The 20,375-nt window shown below is 63.0% G+C and carries 23 protein-coding genes and 1 other RNA gene; 16 read left to right on the forward strand and 8 right to left on the reverse strand.

Annotated elements, in window-relative coordinates:
• Window positions 1–48: 48 nt before the first annotated feature.
• The 5 genes from ACYQ2W_RS19925 to ACYQ2W_RS19945 form a co-directional block, all read right to left on the reverse strand.
• On the reverse strand, window positions 49–951 hold the full coding sequence (locus tag ACYQ2W_RS19925) for a diguanylate cyclase (RefSeq protein ID WP_459871205.1): 903 nt from the start codon (window positions 949–951) through the stop codon (window positions 49–51).
• A gap of 155 nt (window positions 952–1,106) precedes the next feature.
• Entirely contained in the window at window positions 1,107–1,709 is a 603-nt protein-coding gene (locus ACYQ2W_RS19930; RefSeq protein ID WP_459871208.1) for a 5-formyltetrahydrofolate cyclo-ligase, read from the reverse strand.
• Between the two features lie 92 nt (window positions 1,710–1,801).
• A non-coding RNA gene (gene ssrS / locus ACYQ2W_RS19935) (6S RNA) lies at window positions 1,802–1,987 on the reverse strand.
• 55 nt (window positions 1,988–2,042) lie between these two features.
• Entirely contained in the window at window positions 2,043–2,360 is a 318-nt protein-coding gene (locus tag ACYQ2W_RS19940; protein ID WP_459871210.1) for a cell division protein ZapA, read from the reverse strand.
• Window positions 2,357–2,530: a TIGR02449 family protein gene (locus tag ACYQ2W_RS19945; RefSeq protein ID WP_459871212.1), complete on the reverse strand. Its 174-nt coding sequence runs from the start codon at window positions 2,528–2,530 to the stop codon at window positions 2,357–2,359. The genes ACYQ2W_RS19940 and ACYQ2W_RS19945 overlap by 4 nt, the downstream gene beginning before the upstream one ends.
• A 145-nt stretch (window positions 2,531–2,675) precedes the next feature.
• Here ACYQ2W_RS19945 and ACYQ2W_RS19950 point away from each other — a divergent pair, with 145 nt between their 5' ends.
• The 7 genes from ACYQ2W_RS19950 to ACYQ2W_RS19980 all read left to right on the forward strand — a co-directional run bounded on the left by ACYQ2W_RS19950 (window position 2,676) and on the right by ACYQ2W_RS19980 (window position 9,860).
• Window positions 2,676–3,224, forward strand: coding sequence for a UPF0149 family protein (locus ACYQ2W_RS19950; RefSeq protein WP_459871214.1), 549 nt, complete (start codon window positions 2,676–2,678; stop codon window positions 3,222–3,224).
• A 4-nt stretch (window positions 3,225–3,228) separates the two neighbouring features.
• Window positions 3,229–4,542 carry a Xaa-Pro aminopeptidase gene (pepP, locus tag ACYQ2W_RS19955; protein WP_459871216.1) on the forward strand — a complete coding sequence of 438 codons (1,314 nt, stop codon included), beginning with the start codon at window positions 3,229–3,231 and terminating at the stop codon, window positions 4,540–4,542.
• A 35-nt stretch (window positions 4,543–4,577) separates the two neighbouring features.
• Window positions 4,578–5,792 carry a 2-octaprenyl-6-methoxyphenyl hydroxylase gene (gene ubiH / locus ACYQ2W_RS19960; protein WP_459871219.1) on the forward strand — a complete coding sequence of 405 codons (1,215 nt, stop codon included), beginning with the start codon at window positions 4,578–4,580 and terminating at the stop codon, window positions 5,790–5,792.
• Window positions 5,793–5,985: 193 nt separating this feature from the next.
• Complete coding sequence (locus tag ACYQ2W_RS19965) at window positions 5,986–7,206, forward strand: UbiH/UbiF/VisC/COQ6 family ubiquinone biosynthesis hydroxylase (RefSeq protein ID WP_459871221.1); 1,221 nt, start codon at window positions 5,986–5,988, stop codon at window positions 7,204–7,206.
• Between the two features lie 175 nt (window positions 7,207–7,381).
• The gene (locus tag ACYQ2W_RS19970; protein ID WP_459871224.1) at window positions 7,382–9,355 is read left to right on the forward strand and encodes a bifunctional aldolase/short-chain dehydrogenase; all 1,974 of its coding nucleotides are present in this window, start codon (window positions 7,382–7,384) and stop codon (window positions 9,353–9,355) included.
• Between the two features lie 58 nt (window positions 9,356–9,413).
• Window positions 9,414–9,623 carry a type II toxin-antitoxin system HicB family antitoxin gene (locus ACYQ2W_RS19975; RefSeq protein WP_459871226.1) on the forward strand — a complete coding sequence of 70 codons (210 nt, stop codon included), beginning with the start codon at window positions 9,414–9,416 and terminating at the stop codon, window positions 9,621–9,623.
• 9 nt (window positions 9,624–9,632) lie between these two features.
• Entirely contained in the window at window positions 9,633–9,860 is a 228-nt protein-coding gene (locus ACYQ2W_RS19980) for a type II toxin-antitoxin system HicA family toxin (protein WP_459871228.1), read from the forward strand.
• Window positions 9,861–9,945: 85 nt separating this feature from the next.
• Here the strand turns inward: ACYQ2W_RS19980 and ACYQ2W_RS19985 are convergent, their stop codons facing one another.
• Window positions 9,946–10,725: a hypothetical protein gene (locus ACYQ2W_RS19985; RefSeq protein WP_459871231.1), complete on the reverse strand. Its 780-nt coding sequence runs from the start codon at window positions 10,723–10,725 to the stop codon at window positions 9,946–9,948.
• Window positions 10,726–11,062: 337 nt separating this feature from the next.
• Here ACYQ2W_RS19985 and recG point away from each other — a divergent pair, with 337 nt between their 5' ends.
• The 7 genes from recG to ACYQ2W_RS20020 all read left to right on the forward strand — a co-directional run bounded on the left by recG (window position 11,063) and on the right by ACYQ2W_RS20020 (window position 15,749).
• Window positions 11,063–13,156 carry an ATP-dependent DNA helicase RecG gene (gene recG, locus ACYQ2W_RS19990; RefSeq protein WP_459871234.1) on the forward strand — a complete coding sequence of 698 codons (2,094 nt, stop codon included), beginning with the start codon at window positions 11,063–11,065 and terminating at the stop codon, window positions 13,154–13,156.
• Between the two features lie 64 nt (window positions 13,157–13,220).
• Window positions 13,221–13,457: an AbrB/MazE/SpoVT family DNA-binding domain-containing protein gene (locus tag ACYQ2W_RS19995; protein ID WP_459871237.1), complete on the forward strand. Its 237-nt coding sequence runs from the start codon at window positions 13,221–13,223 to the stop codon at window positions 13,455–13,457.
• Window positions 13,444–13,860 (forward strand): PIN domain-containing protein, encoded by a 417-nt coding sequence (locus ACYQ2W_RS20000; protein ID WP_459871239.1) that lies wholly within the window; start codon window positions 13,444–13,446, stop codon window positions 13,858–13,860. The genes ACYQ2W_RS19995 and ACYQ2W_RS20000 overlap by 14 nt, the downstream gene beginning before the upstream one ends.
• A 366-nt stretch (window positions 13,861–14,226) precedes the next feature.
• Complete coding sequence (locus tag ACYQ2W_RS20005) at window positions 14,227–14,493, forward strand: AbrB/MazE/SpoVT family DNA-binding domain-containing protein (protein ID WP_459871242.1); 267 nt, start codon at window positions 14,227–14,229, stop codon at window positions 14,491–14,493.
• On the forward strand, window positions 14,490–14,891 hold the full coding sequence (locus ACYQ2W_RS20010; RefSeq protein WP_459871245.1) for a type II toxin-antitoxin system VapC family toxin: 402 nt from the start codon (window positions 14,490–14,492) through the stop codon (window positions 14,889–14,891). The genes ACYQ2W_RS20005 and ACYQ2W_RS20010 overlap by 4 nt, the downstream gene beginning before the upstream one ends.
• A gap of 208 nt (window positions 14,892–15,099) precedes the next feature.
• The gene (locus ACYQ2W_RS20015) at window positions 15,100–15,360 is read left to right on the forward strand and encodes a DUF2281 domain-containing protein (protein ID WP_459871248.1); all 261 of its coding nucleotides are present in this window, start codon (window positions 15,100–15,102) and stop codon (window positions 15,358–15,360) included.
• Window positions 15,360–15,749: a type II toxin-antitoxin system VapC family toxin gene (locus tag ACYQ2W_RS20020; RefSeq protein WP_459871251.1), complete on the forward strand. Its 390-nt coding sequence runs from the start codon at window positions 15,360–15,362 to the stop codon at window positions 15,747–15,749. The genes ACYQ2W_RS20015 and ACYQ2W_RS20020 overlap by 1 nt, the downstream gene beginning before the upstream one ends.
• Window positions 15,750–15,868: 119 nt before the next feature.
• Here the strand turns inward: ACYQ2W_RS20020 and ACYQ2W_RS20025 are convergent, their stop codons facing one another.
• Entirely contained in the window at window positions 15,869–16,201 is a 333-nt protein-coding gene (locus tag ACYQ2W_RS20025; RefSeq protein WP_459871253.1) for a helix-turn-helix transcriptional regulator, read from the reverse strand.
• A complete protein-coding gene (locus ACYQ2W_RS20030) occupies window positions 16,185–16,544 on the reverse strand; it encodes a helix-turn-helix domain-containing protein (protein ID WP_459871255.1) in 360 nt (119 codons plus the stop codon). Before ACYQ2W_RS20030 ends, ACYQ2W_RS20025 begins: the two co-directional genes overlap by 17 nt.
• Window positions 16,545–16,927: 383 nt before the next feature.
• Between ACYQ2W_RS20030 and ACYQ2W_RS20035 the strand changes: the two genes are divergently transcribed.
• Together ACYQ2W_RS20035 and ACYQ2W_RS20040 are read left to right on the forward strand one after the other, a co-directional pair.
• A complete protein-coding gene (locus ACYQ2W_RS20035; protein ID WP_459871258.1) occupies window positions 16,928–17,170 on the forward strand; it encodes a helix-turn-helix domain-containing protein in 243 nt (80 codons plus the stop codon).
• Window positions 17,171–17,593: 423 nt separating this feature from the next.
• Window positions 17,594–20,014, forward strand: a complete 2,421-nt coding sequence (locus tag ACYQ2W_RS20040) for a metallophosphoesterase family protein (protein WP_459871261.1) — start codon at window positions 17,594–17,596, stop codon at window positions 20,012–20,014.
• Window positions 20,015–20,375 lie beyond the last annotated feature (361 nt).

The raw sequence follows: 20,375 nt of genomic DNA on the forward strand, positions 1-20,375 counted from the left end.
GACGAAGGGGCGACCCTCGTCGCCCCTTCGCCTGAAGCCTGAAACCACCTACCCCGCCCCGCAGACCCGGTTCTTCCCCTCCCCCTTGGCCTGGTAGAGCGCCTGGTCGGCCTGATCCACCAGCGCCGCGACCTCCTCCATCCCGCCGGGCACCGCCGCAACGGCGCCGATGCTCACCGTGACCATCGGATGATCACCGGAAAAATCGTGGCGAATACAGATCCTCTCCACCCCCTCACGCATCCGCTCGGCCACTTCCAGCGCCCCTTCACGGTCGGTGTTCGGCATCAGCACCGCAAACTCTTCGCCGCCGTAGCGGGCCACCAGGTCGGCCGGCCGACAGACCGCCCCCTGCAACGCATCGGCCACCTTGCGCAGGCACTCGTCGCCGGCGCCGTGACCGTAGTGGTCGTTGTAGGCCTTGAAGGAGTCTACGTCGATGAACAGCACCGCCAACGGCAACCGCTCGCGGTAGGCGCGTCGTCCCTCCAGCTCCAGGGCGGCGTCGAAGCGGCGCCGGTTGGGCAGCGAGGTCAGACCATCCAGCCACGCCATCCGCTCCAGCATCTCGGTCTGCGCCTTGAGCCGCAGGTGGGTCTTCACCCGCGCCCGCACCACGGCGGCGGAAAACGGCTTGGTGAGAAAATCGACCGCCCCCAGATTGAAGCCATGCACCTCGTTTTCGGCGCTGCCGGTGGCGGTGACGAAGATGATCGGCACGGCGGCGTAGCGGTCGTCCCCCTTGATCCGCCGACACAGCTCGAAGCCGTCCATATCGGGGAGGTTGACGTCCAGCAGCACCAGATCCGGCAGCTCCTCGCCGCCGACCACGCCCAGCGCCTCTTCGCCGCCCATCGCCTTCAGGCAACGGTAGGTCTCGCCGAGGATGCCGTCGAGCAGTTCCATGCTGATCGGGTCGTCATCGACGAGCAGGATGGTTGCGCGCTCCATTGGGGGAACGGTTCTCCCTCACGGCCGCATTCGGGTCGAGTGCGGGGTGGTTGATCGCCCGCAGGATGCGGGACGGGCGGCATCGTCAATACCGTTACCATGGTAGCGCTTCACTGGACCCGTTCCGATACGGGCATTCCCTGATCCGATCGCTCTCAGCGTACGGCCCCTGCGCGCCAATAGAGCGCCGCCTCGGTGGCCACACCGTCCAGCGGCACGTCCCACGGCCGGCGCTCGATCGACGCCACCCGCTGGAACTCATGGGCGACGCCGAGCAGCCGCGGCTTCTTCCAACAGGTGCGCTTGATCAGGTAGGCGAAGCTGCGGTCATAGTACCCGCCACCCATGCCCATTCGATTACACCCGCCGTCGAACGCGACCAGCGGGGTGATCACCAGGTCGAGCTGCATCGGTCCCACCAGCGCCCGCTTCGGCACCGCGGGCTCCGGGATCGCGAAGCGGTTGAGGCGTGTCGGCATCCCCTCGGTGTAGGGGGCGAACCAGAGGCGGTGCAGGGAGTAGAGAGGAAGCACCGGCAGGTAGACCTGCTTGCCCATGGCCGCGGCCCGATCGAGCAGCGGCAGCGGATCGATCTCCCCCTGCACCGGGAAATAGAAGGCGATCCGCCCGGCCCGGCGAAACAGCGCCAACCCCGACACCCGCCGCGTCAGCGCCGCCGCGTGCAGCGCCTGTTCACCAGGCCCCAGCCCCCGCCGCAACCGCCGAATCCGCCGTCGCACCGCATCCGGATCTTCCATCCACCCGCTCCGTCATTCACATTTTCAATGTTCGAAAAGCAGCACGGGCGCGTTTTGCAAAAACGCGCCCGTGCTGCTTTTCGAATTAGGTGGCGTCCCCCGCCTCTGCCGTTGCGGAACACGAACCCTTGAACCGAGCGGTTCAAGTGGGGGCAGCGATGGCCACTTAGGCTTTCCGCACGGAGACGGACCTGCACACTGGTACCACACGCGAGCCCCCGGGTCGTGCTGTAAGGCTCAAGGAAATATCGGTCCGCTGACGAACAGCGCAGGGGACGCCAAAACGTTTGCGGGCCGCCCCCTCCTCAAGCGGGGGGCGGCCCGCGAATTCAGTTACTCCGATTCGATTCGGCGGGCTTCGATCAAGGTCTTGCCAACCCGATCCTCCAACGCCTTCAACCGCTCGCTGACGCGGCGATCCAACTCCTCGACGCCGCCCTTGGATTGTAGCAGCTCGTGGGCCAGATTGAGCGCCGCCATCACCGCGATGCGATCCGCACCGAACACCTTGCCGCTCCTGCGGATCTCCAGCATCCGCTGATTGAGGTGCTCGGCGGAGGCGACCAGCCCCGCCCGCTCCTCCTCGGGGCAGGCGACCTGATACTCCTTGTCGAGGATCTTGACGTTGACCGGGACCACTTCGGAGCTCATCCACCCTGCTCCATCGCCTTCAGGCGGTTGATCATCGCCTCCACCCGGGTACGCGCCATCTCGTTCTTCTCGATCAGCACCGCCCGCTCGGCCACCAGCGCATCCTGGCGCTCGCGCAGCGAACGGTTCTCGGCGTTCAGCTGGTCGCAAACCAGCAGCAACTCCTCCATTCGGCTCTCCAGGGAGTCGAGTCGCTGTTCGGATTCATGGGGACGATGGCTCGGCATCGCGCCAATATAGAGTGCCGGCCCTGGAGGGTCAACGGGCTGGAGTGGTAGCATGAGCCCCTCCCGATTCCACCCAAGGACCCCTTGCATGAGCGAGCCCTCAGACGGCCCCGACATCACCCTGGTGGAGCAGTGGTTGAGCGATGCCGACGGCGCCATGGAGGCCTCCGAGGCCCACGGTCTGCTCTGCGGCCTGCTCTGCGCACGAGGCACCGGTGAACGCCGCCACTGGCTGGAGCAGGTGGTGGGCGAGGAGCACCTCGGCAACGCCGGACTCAACGCACTGTTCGACGTCACCGTCTCCCTGCTCAACGACCCCGAACTGGGCTTCCGTCTGTTGCTGCCCGCCGACTCGCAGCCACTCAGCGAGCGCGCGGTGGCGCTGCGCCGCTGGACCCACGGCTTCCTCTACGGCATCGGCATGGGCGGAGTGAACCAGGAGACCCTCTCGGAAGAGGTCTACGACTTCCTGCGCGACCTGCTGGAAGTGGCGAAAGTCGACTTCGACACCGACCACGCCACCGAGGCGGATGAGACCGCCTTCTTCGAGATCCAGGAGTTCGTCCGCCTTGGCGCGCTCACCGTCTACGAGGAGCTCAACCCCGCGCCTGCGGCCACCACTGGCTCGATCCACTAGCGATATGACCAAGACCGAATACGCCCGCCGCCGCAAACAGCTGATGCGGATGATGGACAAGAAGGCCGTCGCCGTCCTCCCCGCCGCCCCGGTGCGCATCCGCAACCGCGACGCCGAGCACGCCTTCCGTCAGGACAGCGACTTCCTCTACCTCACCGGCTTCCTCGAACCGGAAGCGGTGGCGGTGCTGACGCCGGGACGCAAGCACGGCGAATTCATCCTCTTCTGCCGCGAGCGCGATCCGGAGAAGGAGACCTGGAACGGCCGCCGCGCCGGTCTCGAAGGGGCGGTGGAACAGTACGGTGCCGACGACGCCTTCCCGATCGAGGACCTCGACGAGATCCTCCCCGGCCTGCTGGAGGATCGCGAAAAGGTCTACTACACCATGGGCGCGCAGAGCGACTTCGACCAGAAGGTGATCGGCTGGGTCAACCGCATCCGCGCCCAGTCCCGCGCCGGCCGCCACCCGCCCCGCGAATTCGCCGCCCTCGACTACCTGCTCCACGACATGCGCCTCTACAAGGGCCGCTCGGAGATCGCCCGGATGCGCAAGGCGGCCCAGCACTCCGCCCGCGCCCACGTCCGCGCCATGCGCCACTGCCAACCGGGATTATGGGAGTATCAGGTGGAAGCGGAGTTGCTCCATGAGTTCCGCGTCAACGGCATGGTCCCCTCCTACACCCCGATCGTCGGCGGCGGCGCCAACGGCTGTATCCTCCACTACATCGAGAACGACGCCCGGCTGCGCGACGGCGACCTGCTGCTGATCGACGCCGCCGGCGAACTGGAGGGCTACGCCGCCGACATCACCCGCACCTTCCCGGTGAACGGCCGCTTCACCAGCGAGCAGCGCGCCCTCTACGAGATCGTGCTGGAGGCCAACCGAGCGGCGATCGCCAAGGTGAAGCCGGGCAACCACTGGGACGACCCCCACTGCGCCGCGGTGCGCACCATCACCAAGGGGCTGAAGGAGCTGGGACTGCTCAAGGGGAGCCTGCCCAAACTGATCCACGACGAGGCCTACAAGAAGTTCTACATGCATCGCACCGGCCACTGGCTCGGCCTCGACGTGCATGACGTGGGCGACTACAAGGTGGACGAGGAGTGGCGCATCCTGGAGCCGGGGATGGCGCTGACCATCGAACCGGGGATCTACATCGCCGCCCACACCAAGGGGGTGCGCAACCGCAAGTGGTGGGACATCGGCATCCGCGTCGAGGACGACGTGGTAGTCACCAAGGAGGGCTGCGAAGTGCTCAGCGCCGACGCCCCCAAGGACCCCGACGAAATCGAGTCCCTGGTCGGTAGCGGGCTCTGATCCGCGCTGCGTATCAACACGAAGGGCAAGACCCCATGAGTCACGACTACGACATCGTCATCATCGGCGGCGGCATGGTGGGCGCGAGCCTCGCCCGGGCGCTGGCCGGGCAGCCGCTCTCCATCGCCATGGTGGAGGCCACCCCACTCGACTCCGCGGCACAGCCGAGCTATGACGATCGGGTGCTGGCCCTCTCCTGGGGAGCCCGGCGGATCCTCGAAACGATGGGCGTCTGGCGCCACCTGCGCGATGGCGCGACCCCCATCGAGACCATCCACGTTTCGCAGAAGGGCCGCTTCGGCAGTGCGCTGCTGGAAGCCGCGGAGGAGAACGTCGAGGCGCTGGGCTACGTCGCCGAGGCCCGCGTCCTCGGCGCCGCCCTGCACCGCGCCCTGCAGGGGCAGCAGAACCTGGAGACCTTCTGCCCCGCCCGCGCGGTGGCGGTGGAGCCGGGCGAGGAGGGCTCGCGGGTGGAGATCGAGCTGGGCGACGGGGTCCGCCGCGACCTCCACGCCCGCCTGGTGGTGGCGGTGGACGGCACCCACTCCCGGGTGCGCGACCAGTTCCTCGCCATCCCCACCACGGTGCGCGACTACGGCCAGACCGCGCTGATCGCCAACGTCACCCCCGAGCGCCCCCACCGCAACGTCGCCTACGAGCGCTTCACCGGCAGCGGCCCGGTGGCGGTGCTGCCGATGAGCCTCAACCGCTGCGCCATCGTCTGGACCCACACCCATGAGGCGGCCGCCGAAGTCCTCGCCCTGGACGATGCGGCCTTCCTCGCCCGCCTCCAGGAGCGCTTCGGCCACCGCCTCGGCCGGCTGATCAAGGCCGGCGAGCGCCACGCCTACCCGCTCGCGCTGATCCGCGCCGAGCGCCAGATCGACCATCGCGCGGTGGTCATCGGCAACGCCGCCCATACCCTCCATCCGATCGCCGGCCAGGGCTTCAACCTCTGCCTGCGCGACGTGGCGCTGCTCGCCGAGCTGCTCGCCGAGGGCGGCGATCCCGGCGTCGGGGAGCGGCTCGCGCGCTACGAGGCGGGCCGGATCAAAGACCAGGACCGGGTGATCGGCTTCTCCGACGGCCTGCTGCGGCTGTTCACCAACCCCTGGCCGCCGCTGGCCCACGCCCGCGGCGCGGGACTGGCCGCCTTCGACCTCTGCCCACCGCTGAAACACCTGTTCGCCCGGCAGAACATGGGCACCCTCGGCCGCCTCCCCCGCCTCGCCCGCGGGCTGCCGTTGTGATCGTCAAGTACGGCACCCCCCCCGTAGGGCGGATTAGCGACAGCGTAATCCACCGAAACGAAGGCAACGCCGCGGAACGAACACCCCAACCTTTCGGAACGGCTTGGGTGTCCCCTTCCGCTCCCCGACTTCGACGCGGCGGATTACGCTACGCTAATCCGCCCTACGCGTTCATCTCTCCAGGTATCTAGCCATGAGCCACGACTACGACATCCTGATCATCGGCGGCGGCATGGTCGGCGCCGCCATCGCCGCGGCGCTCGGCGACTCCACCCTGCGGGTCGCGGTGGTGGAGACCTTCGCCCCGCAGGAGGTCGACCTGACCGACATCGCCGACCTGCGGGCCTCGGCGCTGACCCGCGCCTCGGAGAACATCCTCCGCCGCGTCAAGGCCTGGGAGGGGGTGATCGGCCGCCGCGCCAGCCCCTACCAGCGGATGCACGTGTGGGACGCCAGCGGCAACGGGATGATCCACTTCGACTGCGAGGAGCTGGGCGAACCCAACCTGGGCCACATCGTCGAGAACCGAGTCACCCAGTGCGCCCTGTGGAACCGGCTGCGCGAACTGAAGAACGTCGAACTGCTCTGCCCCGCCGCGCCCACCGGCATCGAGTGGCTCGACGACCACGCGGTGGTGCAGTTGGAGCACGGCACCGCGCTGAAGGCGAAATTGGTGATCGGTGCCGACGGCGGCCAGTCGCGGGTGCGCGAGTGGGCGGGCATCGGCGCCCACGGCTGGATGTACGACCACAAGGCGCTGGTCGCCACGGTGCGCACCGAACGACCCCACCAGGACACCGCTTGGCAGCGCTTCCTGCCCACCGGCCCGCTCGCCTTCCTGCCGCTGGCCGACGGCTCCAGCTCGATCGTCTGGTCGACCCATCCGGAGATCGCCGACCAGTTGCTGGAGCTGAGCGAGGCGGAGTTCCTCGGTGAACTGAGCGAAGCGTTCGACCACACCCTCGGAGACGTCACCTTCACCGGTCCCCGCGCCGCCTTCCAGCTCCAGCTCCGGCAAACGGCCAACTATGTCGCCCACCGCATGGCGGTGGCGGGCGATGCCGCCCACCGCATCCACCCGCTGGCCGGCCAGGGGGTCAACCTGGGGCTGCTCGACGGCGCCAGCCTCGCCCAGGTGATCCTGGAGGCGCATGAACGGGGCAAGGACGTCGGCAGCCTCCACGTACTGCGCCGCTACGAGCGCTGGCGGCGCACCGAGAACGTACCGATGTTGGCGGCGATGGACGGCTTCAAGCGGCTCTTCGGCAGCCAGTGGGAGCCGGTGCGGCTGCTACGCAACCTCGGCCTCAACCTGACCAACGCCGCCACCCCGCTGAAGAACCACTTCGCCCTGCGCGGCATGGGCCTGGCCGGCGGCGACCTGCCGGCGCTGGCCCGACCGTTGCCTTATTGAGGCCCTTGAAAGGAACGCGGAGAACGCAGAGACGCAGAGAACGCAGAGAAGAAAGTATCGCGAACGAAGCCGGGGACCACGTCCGGCACCGTTTTGCATCAGCATTCTTCTCTGCGCTCTCTGCGTCTCTGCGTTCTCCGCGTTATCAACACCCAACCCCAAGAGAACCTGAACCATGAAGAGTCTGTGGAGCGACCAAGAAGCGAAGAAGTACAAAGGCGACCTCGGCAAGCGGGTCTACACCTCGCGGCTGCTCGGGCGCGACCCCTCGCTGGTGCTTCACGGCGGCGGCAACACCTCGGTGAAGATCCGCGAGAAGAACCTGGTCGGCGAGATGGAGGATATCCTCTACGTGAAGGGTTCCGGCTGGGACCTGATCTCGATCGAGAAGGCCGGCTTCGCCCCGGTGCGCATCGCCCACCTGCTCAAGCTGGCCAAACTACCCAGCCTCTCCGACCCGCAGATGGTCAACGAACTGAAGGGGCAGACCACGCTGGCCTCCGCCCCCAGTCCCTCGGTGGAGACCATCCTCCACGCCACCCTCCCCTTCAAATACGTCGACCACACCCACGCCGACGCGGTGGTCACCGTCACCAACACCCCCGGCGGCGAGCAGCGGGTGCGCGAGATCTGGGGCGACTCGGTGGTGGTGATCCCCTACGTCATGCCCGGCTTCGACCTCGCCCGCCTCTGTGCCGAAAAGTTCGAAGCGGAGGCCCACGAGGGGACCGTCGGCATGGTGCTGCTCAACCACGGCATCTTCTCCTTCGCCGACGACGCCCGCGAGTCCTACGAGCGGATGATCAAGCTGGTCGACCAGGCCGAGCGCTACCTGCGCAAGCAGGGGGCATGGAAGGTGAGCGCACCCGCGCCGAAGCGCGCCAAGGGTTCGCGGATGGTCGCCCAGGCGGAGCTGCGCCGGGCGGTCTCCGCCGCCGCCGGCCGGCCGATGCTGCTCAGCCGCGACGACAGCCGCCCGGCGCTGGCCTTCGCCCAGCACCCCAAGGTTTCGACCATCGCCCAGCGCGGCCCGGCCACCCCCGACCACATCATCCGCACCAAGCAGCTGCCGATGATCGGCCGCGACGTGAAGCGCTACGTCACCGCCTACGAGAAGTACTTCGCCAAGCACGCCCCCGACGCCCGCGAGCCGAAGACCATGCTCGATCCCGCCCCGCGGGTGATCCTCGACCCCGAGCTGGGGCTGGTCAGCGTCGGCAAGAGTGCCGGCGAGTGCGCCATCATCAACGACATCTACCACCACACCATGGAGATCATCCAGCGCGCCGAGCAGCTCGGCGGCTACCGCGCGCTGCCGGCGAACGATCTGTTCGACATGGAGTACTGGGACCTGGAGCAGGCGAAGCTGCGCAAGGGCGGCAAGGCGCCGGCCTTCCAGGGCGAGGTGGCGCTGGTCACCGGCGCCGCCTCCGGCATCGGCAAGGCGTGCGTCGACTCTTTGCTGGCCCGCGGCGCGGCGGTGGTGGGGCTCGACCTGGACAAGAAGATCGAAGGGCTCTATGAGCGCGGCGACTACCTCGGCCTGGTCTGCGACGTCACCGACACCAAGGGCTTGCAGGCGGCCCTGGAGGCCACCGTCGCCCGCTTCGGCGGCCTCGACATGGTGGTGCTCAACGCCGGCATGTTCCCCGGCGGCAAGCGTATCGAAGAGCTCGACGACGACCTGTGGCGCAAGGTGATGGCGGTCAACCTGGATTCCAACCTCGCCCTGTTGCGCGAGGCCCACCCGCTGCTCAGCCGCGCCCCCAACGGCGGGCGGGTGGCGATCATCGGCTCGAAGAACGTCCCAGCACCGGGGCCGGGCGCCGCCGCCTACTCCGCCTCCAAGGCGGCGCTCAACCAACTGATGCGGGTGGCCGCACTGGAGTGGGGGGCGGACAACATCCGCCTCAACGCCCTGCACCCCGACGCGGTGTTCGACACCGGCATCTGGACCGACGAAGTGCTCCAGGCGCGCGCCAAGCACTACGGGCTGACGGTGGAGCAGTACAAGACCAAGAACCTGTTGAAGACCGAGATCACCAGTCACCACGTGGCCGAGCTGGCCGCCGAGCTGTGCGGCCCACTGTTCAGCAAGACCACCGCGGCGCAGATCCCGATCGACGGGGGCAACGAGCGGGTGGTTTAAGGCCAGGCATCAGCCACAGCGCTAAAATCACCCCATCGCAACCCAATGGATACTCGCCATGACCAACTTCACCGCAGTTATCGAACGCTGTAACGAAACCGGTCTCTACGTTGGTTTCGTTCCCGGTTTCCCCGGCGCCCATTCCCAGGGGGAGACGTTGGAAGAACTCAACGACAACCTACGGGAAGTCGTGGAGATGCTGCTGGAGGATGGCGAACCCCGCATGGAAGCGGAATTCATCGGCACGCAGAATGTGAGAGTCGCCTGAGAATCCGAGGTGGGTAGCAATCTCCCCGTTCTCAAACCTCAGCAAGTCCAGGCCATTTTGGAAGGCATGGGCTTTCGACTGATTCGCCAGCGGGGCTCCCACTGCCAATACCGCCATCCCGATGGTCGCGGAACGACAGTCCCCATCCACAAAGGGAGAGACATCTCCCCAATCCTGTTGAGACAGATCGCCCGCGACATTCGGATATCCGTCGAGGATCTCATCCAATCCTTATGAAACGACAATCACAGCCAATAATAAATTTCCCGCCCCGACGAAAAACGGCGGCCGATGGCCGCCGTTTTTCGTCGGGGCGGGAAATTTATTTGGGGACGCGCATCACCGCGCAATACTGCCCCTTCTTCTTCAACTGCTTGCAGATCCAGCGCGCCTTGCCCCCCTCGCCCACGCCGTAGACCCGCACGAAGTGCCCCTTGCCGGGGATGTCGAGGGACTGATAACGCGGCTCCAGCGCCTTCAGCATCGAATACTTGCGGGTCAGCGAGCGCCACTCCATCTTCGCCGCCTCGGGGCTGATCTCGGAGGAGAGGTGCAGCGCCACCGGCGGCTGCGGCTTGCGCGGCGCCTCCCCCGTCATCGAAGCGCCCGTGGAACTCATCGACTCCCCCTCCCGGGCGAGCAGCAGATAGCCCTCACCATGACGGGCCAGCAGGGTCCCGTCGGGACGTATCAGATACTCGCCGAAGGGTCGGCTGCCGCAGCGCACCACCAGCAGCGGACGTGGCCCCTCCGGGGCGAGCAGGCCGCGCGCCGCGGCGCCGTAACGGCCACCGTCCGGCAGCATCAGCTCACTCAGACCGAGGGTGGCGCTGGAACAGCGGCGCCCCGGCAGGTCGGTGGCCATCTGCTCCTGCAGGCGCACCGTCTTGCCGATCATGTCCATGTCACCGTCTTCGCCCGCGTTGCCGAACTGGGCCACCACCTTCCAGTGGCCGATCAGGTCGCGGTCCACCGGGGAGAGGGACTCCATCGTCACCATCGACTCCCCCTCCATGCCACCACCGAACCCTCCGAGGAACGGCAGGGAGGTGCAACCGCCAAACAGCAGCGAGGCGACAACAACGGGGAGCAGGCGTCTCATGGGTTCTTCTCCGGTTAGGGGCCGGTCCGTGGGAATCCCCGCATAATCCCCCATTTCCCCCCATTTTTCATCCCCTGCGGGATTTTTTGGCGGGAACGACGGTGTGGCACGGGATTTCTTGGCCGAGGTGTTCCCGCCAAAAAATCCCGTATGTATTTGGAATGCCAAGGTTATCCACTCCCCCACCTGTAGGAGCGGCCCCTAGGCCGCGATGACGCCCTTTCCGCCGGCACCGCCAGCGGATTTTCACCCCCGGCCGCCACCAAAAGGCGATATCCCCATTGGATTTCTCCGATAACATGCAGGTAAGCTCCGATTTTTCCCCGAAAGCCCCCCCATGGACCGCGCCGCCGACTCCCTCGCCACCCTCGCCGTCACCACCCTCAAGGGGGTCGGCCCGAAACTCGCCGAGCGGCTCGGCGAGAAGCTCGCCATCCGCACCGTCCAGGACCTCCTCTTCCACCTCCCCACCCGCTACCAGGACCGCACCCGCGTCCTCCCCATGGGCAGCCTGCGCCACGGCGACCAGGCCACCGTCGAGGGCGAGGTGGAACTGTGCGAGGTGAAATTCGGCCGCCGCCGCTCGCTGCTGGTGAGCGTCGCCGACGGCACCGGCTTCCTGCTGCTGCGCTTCTTCCACTTCGGTCAGGCGCAGAAGGAGGGGCTGCGCCGCGGCACCCGGCTGCGCATCTACGGCGAGGCGCGGGTCGGCCCCAACACCCTGGAGATGGTCCACCCCGAGTACCGCAAGGTGGCCGGCGACGAACCGCAAGCGGTGGAGGAGCACCTCACCCCCATCTACCCCACCACCGAAAAGGTCCACCAGCTCACCCTGCGCGGTCTCACCGATCAGGCGCTCGACCTGCTCGACGGTGACGGGCTCCCCGACTGGCTCCCCGAATCGATCCGCGGGACCCTCGGCTATCCGTCGCTGAAGGATGCGCTGCGCTTCGTCCACCGCCCGCCGCCCGACGCCCCCCTCGGCCAACTGGCCGAAGGCGAACACCCGGCGCAGCAACGCCTCGCCTTCGAGGAGCTGCTCGCCCACCACCTCAGCCTGCGCCGCCTGCGCGCCGAGGCCCTCGGCCACCCCGCCCCATCGCTCAAGGGCAAGGGCAAACTGACCAAGGCGTTCCTCAAGCAACTCCCGTTCAAATTGACCGGCGCGCAACAGCGGGTCAGCGACGAGATCGCCGCCGATCTCCGGCATCCCCACCCGATGCTCCGCCTGGTGCAGGGCGACGTCGGCTCCGGCAAGACCGTGGTCGCCGCCCTGGCCTGCCTGCAGGCGGTGGAGGCGGGCCACCAGGCAGCGGTGATGGCGCCCACCGAACTGCTCGCCGAACAGCACTTCCGCAACTTCGGCGGTTGGCTGGAGGGGCTCGGCCTGGAGGTGGCGTGGCTCTCCGGCAAGCTGCGCGCGAAGGCGCGCCGCGACGCCCTGGAGCGCATCGCGCTCGGCACCGCCGCGGTGGTGGTGGGCACCCACGCGCTGTTCCAGGAGGAGGTGCGCTTCCACGACCTCGGCCTGGTGGTGGTCGACGAACAGCACCGCTTCGGCGTCCACCAGCGCCTCGCCCTGCGCGAGAAGGGGGCGGCCAACGGCCGCTACCCCCACCAGCTGATCATGACCGCCACGCCGATCCCGCGGACGCTCGCGATGACCGCCTACGCCGATCTGGACAGCTCGGCGATCGACGAACTCCCCCCCGGCCGCAGCCCGGTGATCACCGTGGCGCTGCCCGACGCCCGCCGCGAGGAGGTGATGGAGCGCATCCGCAACGCCTGCGCCGCGGGACGCCAGGCCTACTGGGTCTGCCCGCTGATCGAGGAGTCGGAGATGTTGGAGGCGCAGGCCGCCGAGGAGACCGCGAAGCTCCTCGCCGAAACGCTGCCGGAACTCAGCGTGGGGCTGGTCCACGGCCGCATGAAGGCCGCCGACAAGGAGGCGGCGATGAACGCCTTCAAGTCCGGCGAGACCCAGCTGCTGGTCGCCACCACGGTGATCGAGGTGGGGGTCGACGTGCCCAACGCCTCGCTGATGATCATCGAGAACGCCGAGCGGCTGGGCCTCGCCCAGCTCCACCAACTGCGCGGCCGGGTCGGCCGCGGCTCGGTGGAGAGCGCCTGCGTGCTGATGTACAAGCCGCCGCTGGGCGATCTCGCCCGCTCCCGGCTGGCGGCGCTGCGCGAGACCAACGACGGCTTCGAGATCGCCCGCCGCGACCTCGAACTGCGCGGCCCCGGCGAGGTGCTCGGCACCCGCCAGACCGGCATGGTGCAGTTCCACATCGCCGACCTGATGCGCGACAAGGAACTGCTGCCCGCCGTGGAGCGGGCCGCGGAACAGCTGCTGAAGGAGCACCCCGAGCGGGTGGAACCGATCGTCCGCCGCTGGCTCGGGGATTCGGTGCGCTACGGCGGCGTTTGAGCGTTGCAAAACCCGCGAATCGAATTACTCTTTGGAAAAAGGTAATTCATACGGCCGAACCACCATGCGCAGCACCATCACCGAGCGGGGCCAGACCGTGATCCCCGCCGCCATCCGCAAGCAGCTGGGACTCTCCCCCGCCGACCGCCTGGAGTGGATCGTCCTGGATGGGCGGATGATCGTCACCCCGGTGGCCAGCGACCCGATCGACGCCTTCCGCGGCCGGGGCAAGGGCGGCACCACCGGCCGCCTGCTGGCGGATCGCCAAGCCGAAAAGGCACGAGAGGATGGCAACGCCTGACGTCCCCCGCTACCTCCTCGACACCTCCGCCCTGCTCACCCTGTTCGACGACGAACCCGGCGCGGAACAGGTCGCCGACCTCCTCCGACGATCGGGCGACGGAAGCGTGCGCTGCAAGGTCTGTTTCATCTCCCTGATGGAGATCTACTACCGGGTGTGGAAGGACGACAACGAGCTGGCCGGCCACACCGCCTACGAACAGGCGCGCTCGCTCCCCGTCGAGATCGTCCATGAAAGCCGCGAACTGCTCGAGGCCGCGGCCGCCATCAAGGCCCGCCATCCGCTCTCCCTCGCCGACGCCTGGATCGCCGCCTCCGCCCAACTGGGCGACGCCGTCCTGGTCCACAAAGACCCCGAATTCACACCGCTGCCGATCCAGCAGGAAACGCTTCCATTCAAGTAGCGACCGACGTCACGCTCTTCAAACACTCGACATTATCGGCACAACCCACCCGCGTATTAGGGCCCGATAGACCGCTTGGCGCGCATCCTCCAGCGTTCTGTATATGCGCGGCTCGATTCGCTGAACGCGCCCCGGGTACCCCTTCGCGGATTCTCTCCACAGCACCCGGCAGACGCCTTTGATGTGGTCGATGGTTCCAACCAGGAAATCGTCACCATCTTTGATATGTGAATAAACCATTACTCACCCGTCCCTGAATTTCACCCGAATCGAAAACGCGACCTGAACTCAGGCTGTCCCGACAACGAACCTCCGCAGGAGAGCCGAATGGCACTTAACGAGACTTTGTGCCACACTCGACCCATCATGACACAAACTACTGAGCATGCCGAAGTCCGCGTCGGCCCCCAAGGCCGCGTGGTGATCCCCGCCCCCTTGCGGCGCTCCCTGGGGATCGCCAACGGGGAGACCCTGGTCGCCCGCATCGACCAGGGGCGCATCATCCTGGAACGCCCCGAGCAGATCCTCGGCCGTCTCCAGGCGCGCTTCTCCACCATCCCGCAGGAGATCAACCTCGCCGACGAACTGATCGGAGAACGTCGAGAGGAAGCCCGCCGCGAGATGGAGGAGTGAGCTCCGCATCCCCCGCCGACGGCTGCATCCTCGACGCGTCCGCCCTGCTGGCCCTGCTGCATAACGAACCGGGCGCCAAGATCGTCGCCCCGCTACTCCACCACGCCCTCATCTCGAGCATCAACTGGACCGAAGTACTGCAAAAGTGCCTCGCCCGCACTATCCCTACCGGAGGCATGCGCGAAGAGCTGGAAGCGATCGGGCTCACCATCGTCGCCTTCACCGCCGATGACGCCAGCCACACCGCCGAACTTCAGCCCGCCACCCGCCGACACGGCCTCTCCCTCGGCGACCGCGCGTGCATCGCCCTCGGCCGCTCACGAAGACTCCCCGTTCTCACCTGCGACCGGGCATGGAGCGACGTGGATATCGATGCGGATATTCGGCTCATCCGCTAACCAGCAACGCGACCTGCCAATCACCCAACGGACCCGCTACCGGTGACCTGCCGCAGGAACGCCAACAGCGACACCTGCGCATCGGCGTCGAGCCGCTGGACGGCGGCGATCAATTCGGGCGTCACCTCCCCTCTCCCATCCCACCCCCGTGCCTTGCCCGTTGCCGAGTGCTAACATCCAGTCGGTGTACGACAAAGAGGAACGACCGATGGACATCGCTGAAGAGATACGGCAAAACAGCACGGAACTGCCTCCCGAACAACAACAGGAGGTGCTGGACTTCGTGCTGTTCCTGCGTCAGCGACACCCTCGCATCGAATCGCCATCGGCCAGTGGACATCGCCCGCAGCGCATCCGCGATGCATTGCAGAATCTGGCGCGCATGAACACCTTCTCGGAGATCACCGATCCGCTCGAATGGCAACGCGAGATTCGCCGGGACAGACCACTGCCCGGTCGCGATGACTGATGCTGCTCGACAGCAACATCGTCATCTATGCGGCCTCCGGGCGCTACCCCGCACTGAACAACTGGCTGGCCGAACAGGATTCCATGGTCTCCGCAATAAGCGTCTTGGAGGTGCTGGGGTATCACAAACTCCAGCCGGAAGAGAGGGCCGAATTGGAGGTGCTTTTTTCCCAGATGGCGGTGACCTACCCCGACCCCACGACCTTCCGCCTGGCAGTCGACTTGCGACAACAACGCAGGATTTCTCTCGGTGATGCCTTGATCGCGGCCACTGCATTGCATTGGGAGGTCTCGCTGGCCACCCACAACCTACGCGATTTCTCCTGGATACCCGGCCTCTTGCTCTTTGACCCGGTAGCGGAACACACCAATCTCCCGCCGGCACCGTAGGCAATACGGATTACACCGCCGACGGCAGGAAAATTTCCCGACCAATACAGCCTCCAGTCAATCGGGAATGGGCAACATTTCAAGCGCCTGTCCTCTCACCTCATATGCGCAACGCACCATTACCCTGCGGACCCGCCCCCTGTAACCTGCCGCAGGAACGCCAACAGCGACACCTGCGCATCGGCGTCGAGCCGCTGGACGGCGGCGATCAACTCCGGGGTGACCGGCGCCCGCTCGGCGGCACGGCCCTCGCGGCCGTACAGGATCCACTCCGGCGAACGACGAAACCGCTCGGCGAGGCGCAACAGATGTTCCGCGCTCAGCGAGCGGATCTCGCCGCTCTCCCACATGGAGACGGTCGGCCGGCTCACCCCCACCGCGTCGGCCAACCCCCTCTGGGAAAGGCCCGCCGCCTCGCGGGCGGCGCGGATGCGTTCACCGGTCGAGGCCATCGTCGTCGGGGAGATAGTTGCGGCGCAGGAAGTCGAGGGTCGCCCGCTGCGAGCAGCGGTCGAGCCCCTCGAAGTAGCTGACCAGCGCCACCATCGGATCGGAAGCGGGGGTATCGTTGCCGGCGCTGATGTGACCGGTGACCAGCCACTCCGCCTTGCGCTGGAGGCACGCCTCCAGCCACGCCAGATTCTCCGCGGTCATCCCATGGATGGCGTGCTCCTCCCAGATCAGCAGCTTGGAATAGGTCGTATGCACCAGCTCCGCCAACTCGTCGAGGCTGTAGCCGCGCAACATCCGCTCGATGCGGATCCGCCCGCCCATGTGTTCGGTGGTCAACTCCATGGCCGGTACGCTATCACCGGGGGCGGTCAGCGGGTTTTACGCTGCGGGGTCAGTGTGCTTACCGGGTAACCAAGACGGAATATATACCCGCTCCGTCAGATGGTTACGTCTCCGCACCAGGTCCGTGGTTAGCCATTCTTTCAATATCAGCGGTAGGCAAACTGACGTTTGCGACCGTCTCCCCGCCCGACGAAAGCCCGCCGCACCGATCTATCTGGATTCCACGGGGCGAAAAACAGTACGCTATGGAGTTTTCCATCGCCAACTCGATGTTCTGCAACGCCTTTCGGTGAACACGCACAAATTGTCACTTCAGGCGAAGCATACACATCAGAGCGGCCAGAAGCAATTAAATTATCCCGTATATTGAGACAAATTGCCCAATGATCACCGGTGACCAAGTACGAATGGGACGCGCCGCCGTCGGCTGGACGGTGCGGGAGTTGGCCAAACACGCGAGTGTTGCCCCCAACACGGTCAACCGATTCGAGCATGGGGAGAACACCACCCTCGCCTCGGTGAGAAAGATGCAGGAAGCCATGGAGGCTGCGGGAGTGGCATTCACGACGGCCACGGAGACGCTTGAGCCGGGGGTAGCCCTGAGGAAAGGGAGAGAAAAGCCGTAACCCACCCCGAAGACCTTCCCAGCACACACGCCCTCTTTTGATACTCATTCCCTCCAGGTTATATTCCACCCATCGATGCAAAGTGGAATACAGCGATATAGCTAGATTTCAAAGCCATGGGGGGTACATTGAAGATTCGAGCGCAGCCTCCCGAAGGTGAGGTTCCCGTCCGCCTCTTTGAAGACCTTGACGCGGATAGCTCTATTGACGAGGCAAGAAGAAAGACCTAACCCCGGCGCCGCTCGTAGCGTAGTGAGCTAGCGAAATCGATTAAACCAGCACTTCTTTAAGATATCCCCCCTCTTCGCCGTAAGAATTATCTGACAGACACAAACTTTTTAAAAACGTATTATGCAGCAACTTCACCGTTCTAAATAACACTCTAGAACCAACTACGTTTTGTGTACTTGCGAGACTAGCAATATGCTTATTGCGCACATTTCTGATCTACATTTTGACAAAACCACAGAATGGGAAACCAACTGGCAACAACTGGTGGACACGTTATCCAGGAGACATCCTAGACTCATAGTTATTACTGGAGATTTAGTAGATCACCCGACAAATGACAATTTCCGAGGACTCTCGACGCACCTTAAGGCCATGTTTGAAAAACTGTGCCAAGAGGCGGAAAAGTGCAGAAGACAACGCCCATATATTGTTAGCATTCCGGGAAACCACGATTTTTCGTGGTGGGGTAATAGGGTGCTTCCGTGGGGACGACTAGGCCGAGCCTACTACAAAAAATCACGCTTCAATCGACACATCAAGTCACTCCTCTTCCCTTTAAACAACTATGATGAACTTTTGGCAGACATTCTAAAAAATACATCTATCGCCTTGTATCCTATAAACTCGTGCGGCGGAATTTTTGCCCAAGGGAAGGTACATGATGTTGCTGGTCAGCTAAAAAAATATGACGACATTTACAAGGAGACGTGCGACCGCCACTCGATCACCTACGACACGATTCAAAAAATCATACTTCTTCATCATCACCCACTCCCACTACCAACACCAGAACATGACGAGAAGAAAGAAGGATTTCTCCTTCTCGTCAATGCTCATCAGCTATTTGAGGCCGCCATTAAATATGGCGTAAAGATGATATTTCATGGGCACAAGCATGTTGGCGGCGCGTCGGAATTCGACCTTCTTGGAGTCGGTGGAAATCCAGTCGTTGTTTCGGCCTGCGGATCATCTTCTTCATCAAAAGAGCAAGATAGAGAAGTAAAATTTGTTGAAATATCGCCGCACGGATCTGTCTCTGGATATAGTTTCATAGCTGCTGGAGCAGGCAGCGTTTTTCATGAGTCTGGAAAAAAAATAGAACTTTTACCTTACGCAGAAATCCGATCCGAAAAATCAAAAAAGCATCATTTATACACGGGAACAAAAAACTCCTCTATATTAAAAATAGGAACAATAACAAAAACAGTTGATATTCAAAAAAGCGGAAGCGCCATCATATCAAACAACTACGAACACATTAAATTTAGTGGAAACACGGACAAGTCCTCATGCCAAATAGAAGAATTCATTAGAGCAGATGCAGGGAGAGTTCCCATTATCGGATTTTCATACTCAACATGCCCGACAGATATGGCAAAAAGCCGATTATTAAAAGTTGACGAATATCGACAAGCTCGATCAGACTCGCCCGAATCGTTCCTAGTGCGATATGAGCCGTCCGTTGATTTTTATCATGGAGACAATGCATGCTGTCAAGTTCAATATCCGCTACTAAATGGTTACGCCCTCACAACTAACGAATATGAAGAAATGTACCCTTCCCCAAAAGAAAAAAGACATACGGAAGTAGTATCATTCCGGGCACGATACCCAACAGACCAAATAAAAATCGTTGTCAAATTCCCATCCAACGACTACTTCCCAAACCCTGAGGAAATAGAGCTTCATGCCGCAATTCAACCAACAGAAACAATAGACACAACACTAAACATATTGTTTGAAGAATACGAGAAGAACTCAGACGAAGCAAGTTATCTCCACAATGGGCACATGGGAAACCGCTCCATTTGCGCCCTAACGGGAATGAATCAAATAATAGTTATTGTTGAAAAACCGCAGCCAGATCTTACCTACATTTTAAGATGGGGACTCCCTAACGGAGGACCGCTCGCCTTACTTGACCCAAGAGAAAATCGCATCTTGGAGGAATTTCGCAGGATTTTTTCCGGCAATTCTCATTACGATAAAGTTGATGAATTTTACCAAGTGGTATCAAAAGATATTCGATCTGCACTAAGCGATGACAACCTTGGATTTATACTATACGGATACAATGAATCAAGACGACAATTGATAGTCTTGCGCGGCCCAACGAAATTTGGACAGCCAAACGGCCTATGTGTAGGACGAGGCGCATCAGGCAAGGCCTTTAGAATGAGAAGTGCAGAATTCTACGAAAGAAAGGAACTAACGCGTGACGACTTAATAGGAAATATAATAAATCGTCTTGAACCAGTCTACAATGGATTTAATCCTGTGGCGATTTTATCAATTCCGATGATGTATCCTCGGATACTTGATGAAGTATGGATCAACAAAGACCTAACAGGGCAATCTGGAATTTGCCCGGTCATAGGAGTGTTAGCGATATATTCTGAGAACGAGTCTTCCTTAACAAAATTTGGGGATGGAATCAGTGAACATAGCGGGGATATGTGCAAAATATTCCCTGAAGTTGAACTTGATGACGAAAACAACGGAGAGCGCTTTACGGAGGCTCAAAGAACAGTTGCAGTATCACGAATACACCGTATAATTTCAGACGGTTTTCAAAAGATTTTTTTCAACGAGCTCAACAGGAAGGCCGCCTAGGCTAACAAAATGGAGGTTCAGGAAAATGCATTATCATAACCAAAATGACAAAACTTACAATTCTAACAATGCACAAGAATATTGCAACATAGGAGACATTTGCAGCTCTTTGGAAAAAAGAACAACTCAAATCGAGATCAAATCATGCGATGAAAACAAAGAGTTAGCCATCAAAAAACTGCAAGAAATGGTCGCTTCTTACAAACACGGGCAATAGAGAGCTGAAGTTTAGCCATTTACAGCGCTTAAAAAGCCACCCGCAAAGCGGGTGGTTTTGAACGGGTCAAAGGGGTCAAGAAGAACGACGGGGTCACCCATTAGCCGACCCCTGTCAAGGGCACAAATACCTCTTTGGTACCCT

This window comes from Endothiovibrio diazotrophicus, assembly GCF_054657215.1.

What these genes read in the sequence shown, in the direction of transcription:
- ACYQ2W_RS19925 (WP_459871205.1), bottom strand. Translation starts at nt 951, where the DNA reads ATGGAGCGCGCAACCATCCTGCTCGTCGATGACGACCCGATCAGCATG.
- ACYQ2W_RS19930 (WP_459871208.1), bottom strand. Translation starts at nt 1,709, where the DNA reads ATGGAAGATCCGGATGCGGTGCGACGGCGGATTCGGCGGTTGCGGCGG.
- ACYQ2W_RS19940 (WP_459871210.1), bottom strand. Translation starts at nt 2,360, where the DNA reads ATGAGCTCCGAAGTGGTCCCGGTCAACGTCAAGATCCTCGACAAGGAG.
- ACYQ2W_RS19945 (WP_459871212.1), bottom strand. Translation starts at nt 2,530, where the DNA reads ATGGAGGAGTTGCTGCTGGTTTGCGACCAGCTGAACGCCGAGAACCGT.
- ACYQ2W_RS19950 (WP_459871214.1), top strand. Translation starts at nt 2,676, where the DNA reads ATGAGCGAGCCCTCAGACGGCCCCGACATCACCCTGGTGGAGCAGTGG.
- pepP (WP_459871216.1), top strand. Translation starts at nt 3,229, where the DNA reads ATGACCAAGACCGAATACGCCCGCCGCCGCAAACAGCTGATGCGGATG.
- ubiH (WP_459871219.1), top strand. Translation starts at nt 4,578, where the DNA reads ATGAGTCACGACTACGACATCGTCATCATCGGCGGCGGCATGGTGGGC.
- ACYQ2W_RS19965 (WP_459871221.1), top strand. Translation starts at nt 5,986, where the DNA reads ATGAGCCACGACTACGACATCCTGATCATCGGCGGCGGCATGGTCGGC.
- ACYQ2W_RS19970 (WP_459871224.1), top strand. Translation starts at nt 7,382, where the DNA reads ATGAAGAGTCTGTGGAGCGACCAAGAAGCGAAGAAGTACAAAGGCGAC.
- ACYQ2W_RS19975 (WP_459871226.1), top strand. Translation starts at nt 9,414, where the DNA reads ATGACCAACTTCACCGCAGTTATCGAACGCTGTAACGAAACCGGTCTC.
- ACYQ2W_RS19985 (WP_459871231.1), bottom strand. Translation starts at nt 10,725, where the DNA reads ATGAGACGCCTGCTCCCCGTTGTTGTCGCCTCGCTGCTGTTTGGCGGT.
- recG (WP_459871234.1), top strand. Translation starts at nt 11,063, where the DNA reads ATGGACCGCGCCGCCGACTCCCTCGCCACCCTCGCCGTCACCACCCTC.
- ACYQ2W_RS19995 (WP_459871237.1), top strand. Translation starts at nt 13,221, where the DNA reads ATGCGCAGCACCATCACCGAGCGGGGCCAGACCGTGATCCCCGCCGCC.
- ACYQ2W_RS20000 (WP_459871239.1), top strand. Translation starts at nt 13,444, where the DNA reads ATGGCAACGCCTGACGTCCCCCGCTACCTCCTCGACACCTCCGCCCTG.
- ACYQ2W_RS20005 (WP_459871242.1), top strand. Translation starts at nt 14,227, where the DNA reads ATGACACAAACTACTGAGCATGCCGAAGTCCGCGTCGGCCCCCAAGGC.
- ACYQ2W_RS20015 (WP_459871248.1), top strand. Translation starts at nt 15,100, where the DNA reads ATGGACATCGCTGAAGAGATACGGCAAAACAGCACGGAACTGCCTCCC.
- ACYQ2W_RS20020 (WP_459871251.1), top strand. Translation starts at nt 15,360, where the DNA reads ATGCTGCTCGACAGCAACATCGTCATCTATGCGGCCTCCGGGCGCTAC.
- ACYQ2W_RS20025 (WP_459871253.1), bottom strand. Translation starts at nt 16,201, where the DNA reads ATGGCCTCGACCGGTGAACGCATCCGCGCCGCCCGCGAGGCGGCGGGC.
- ACYQ2W_RS20030 (WP_459871255.1), bottom strand. Translation starts at nt 16,544, where the DNA reads ATGGAGTTGACCACCGAACACATGGGCGGGCGGATCCGCATCGAGCGG.
- ACYQ2W_RS20035 (WP_459871258.1), top strand. Translation starts at nt 16,928, where the DNA reads ATGATCACCGGTGACCAAGTACGAATGGGACGCGCCGCCGTCGGCTGG.
- ACYQ2W_RS20040 (WP_459871261.1), top strand. Translation starts at nt 17,594, where the DNA reads ATGCTTATTGCGCACATTTCTGATCTACATTTTGACAAAACCACAGAA.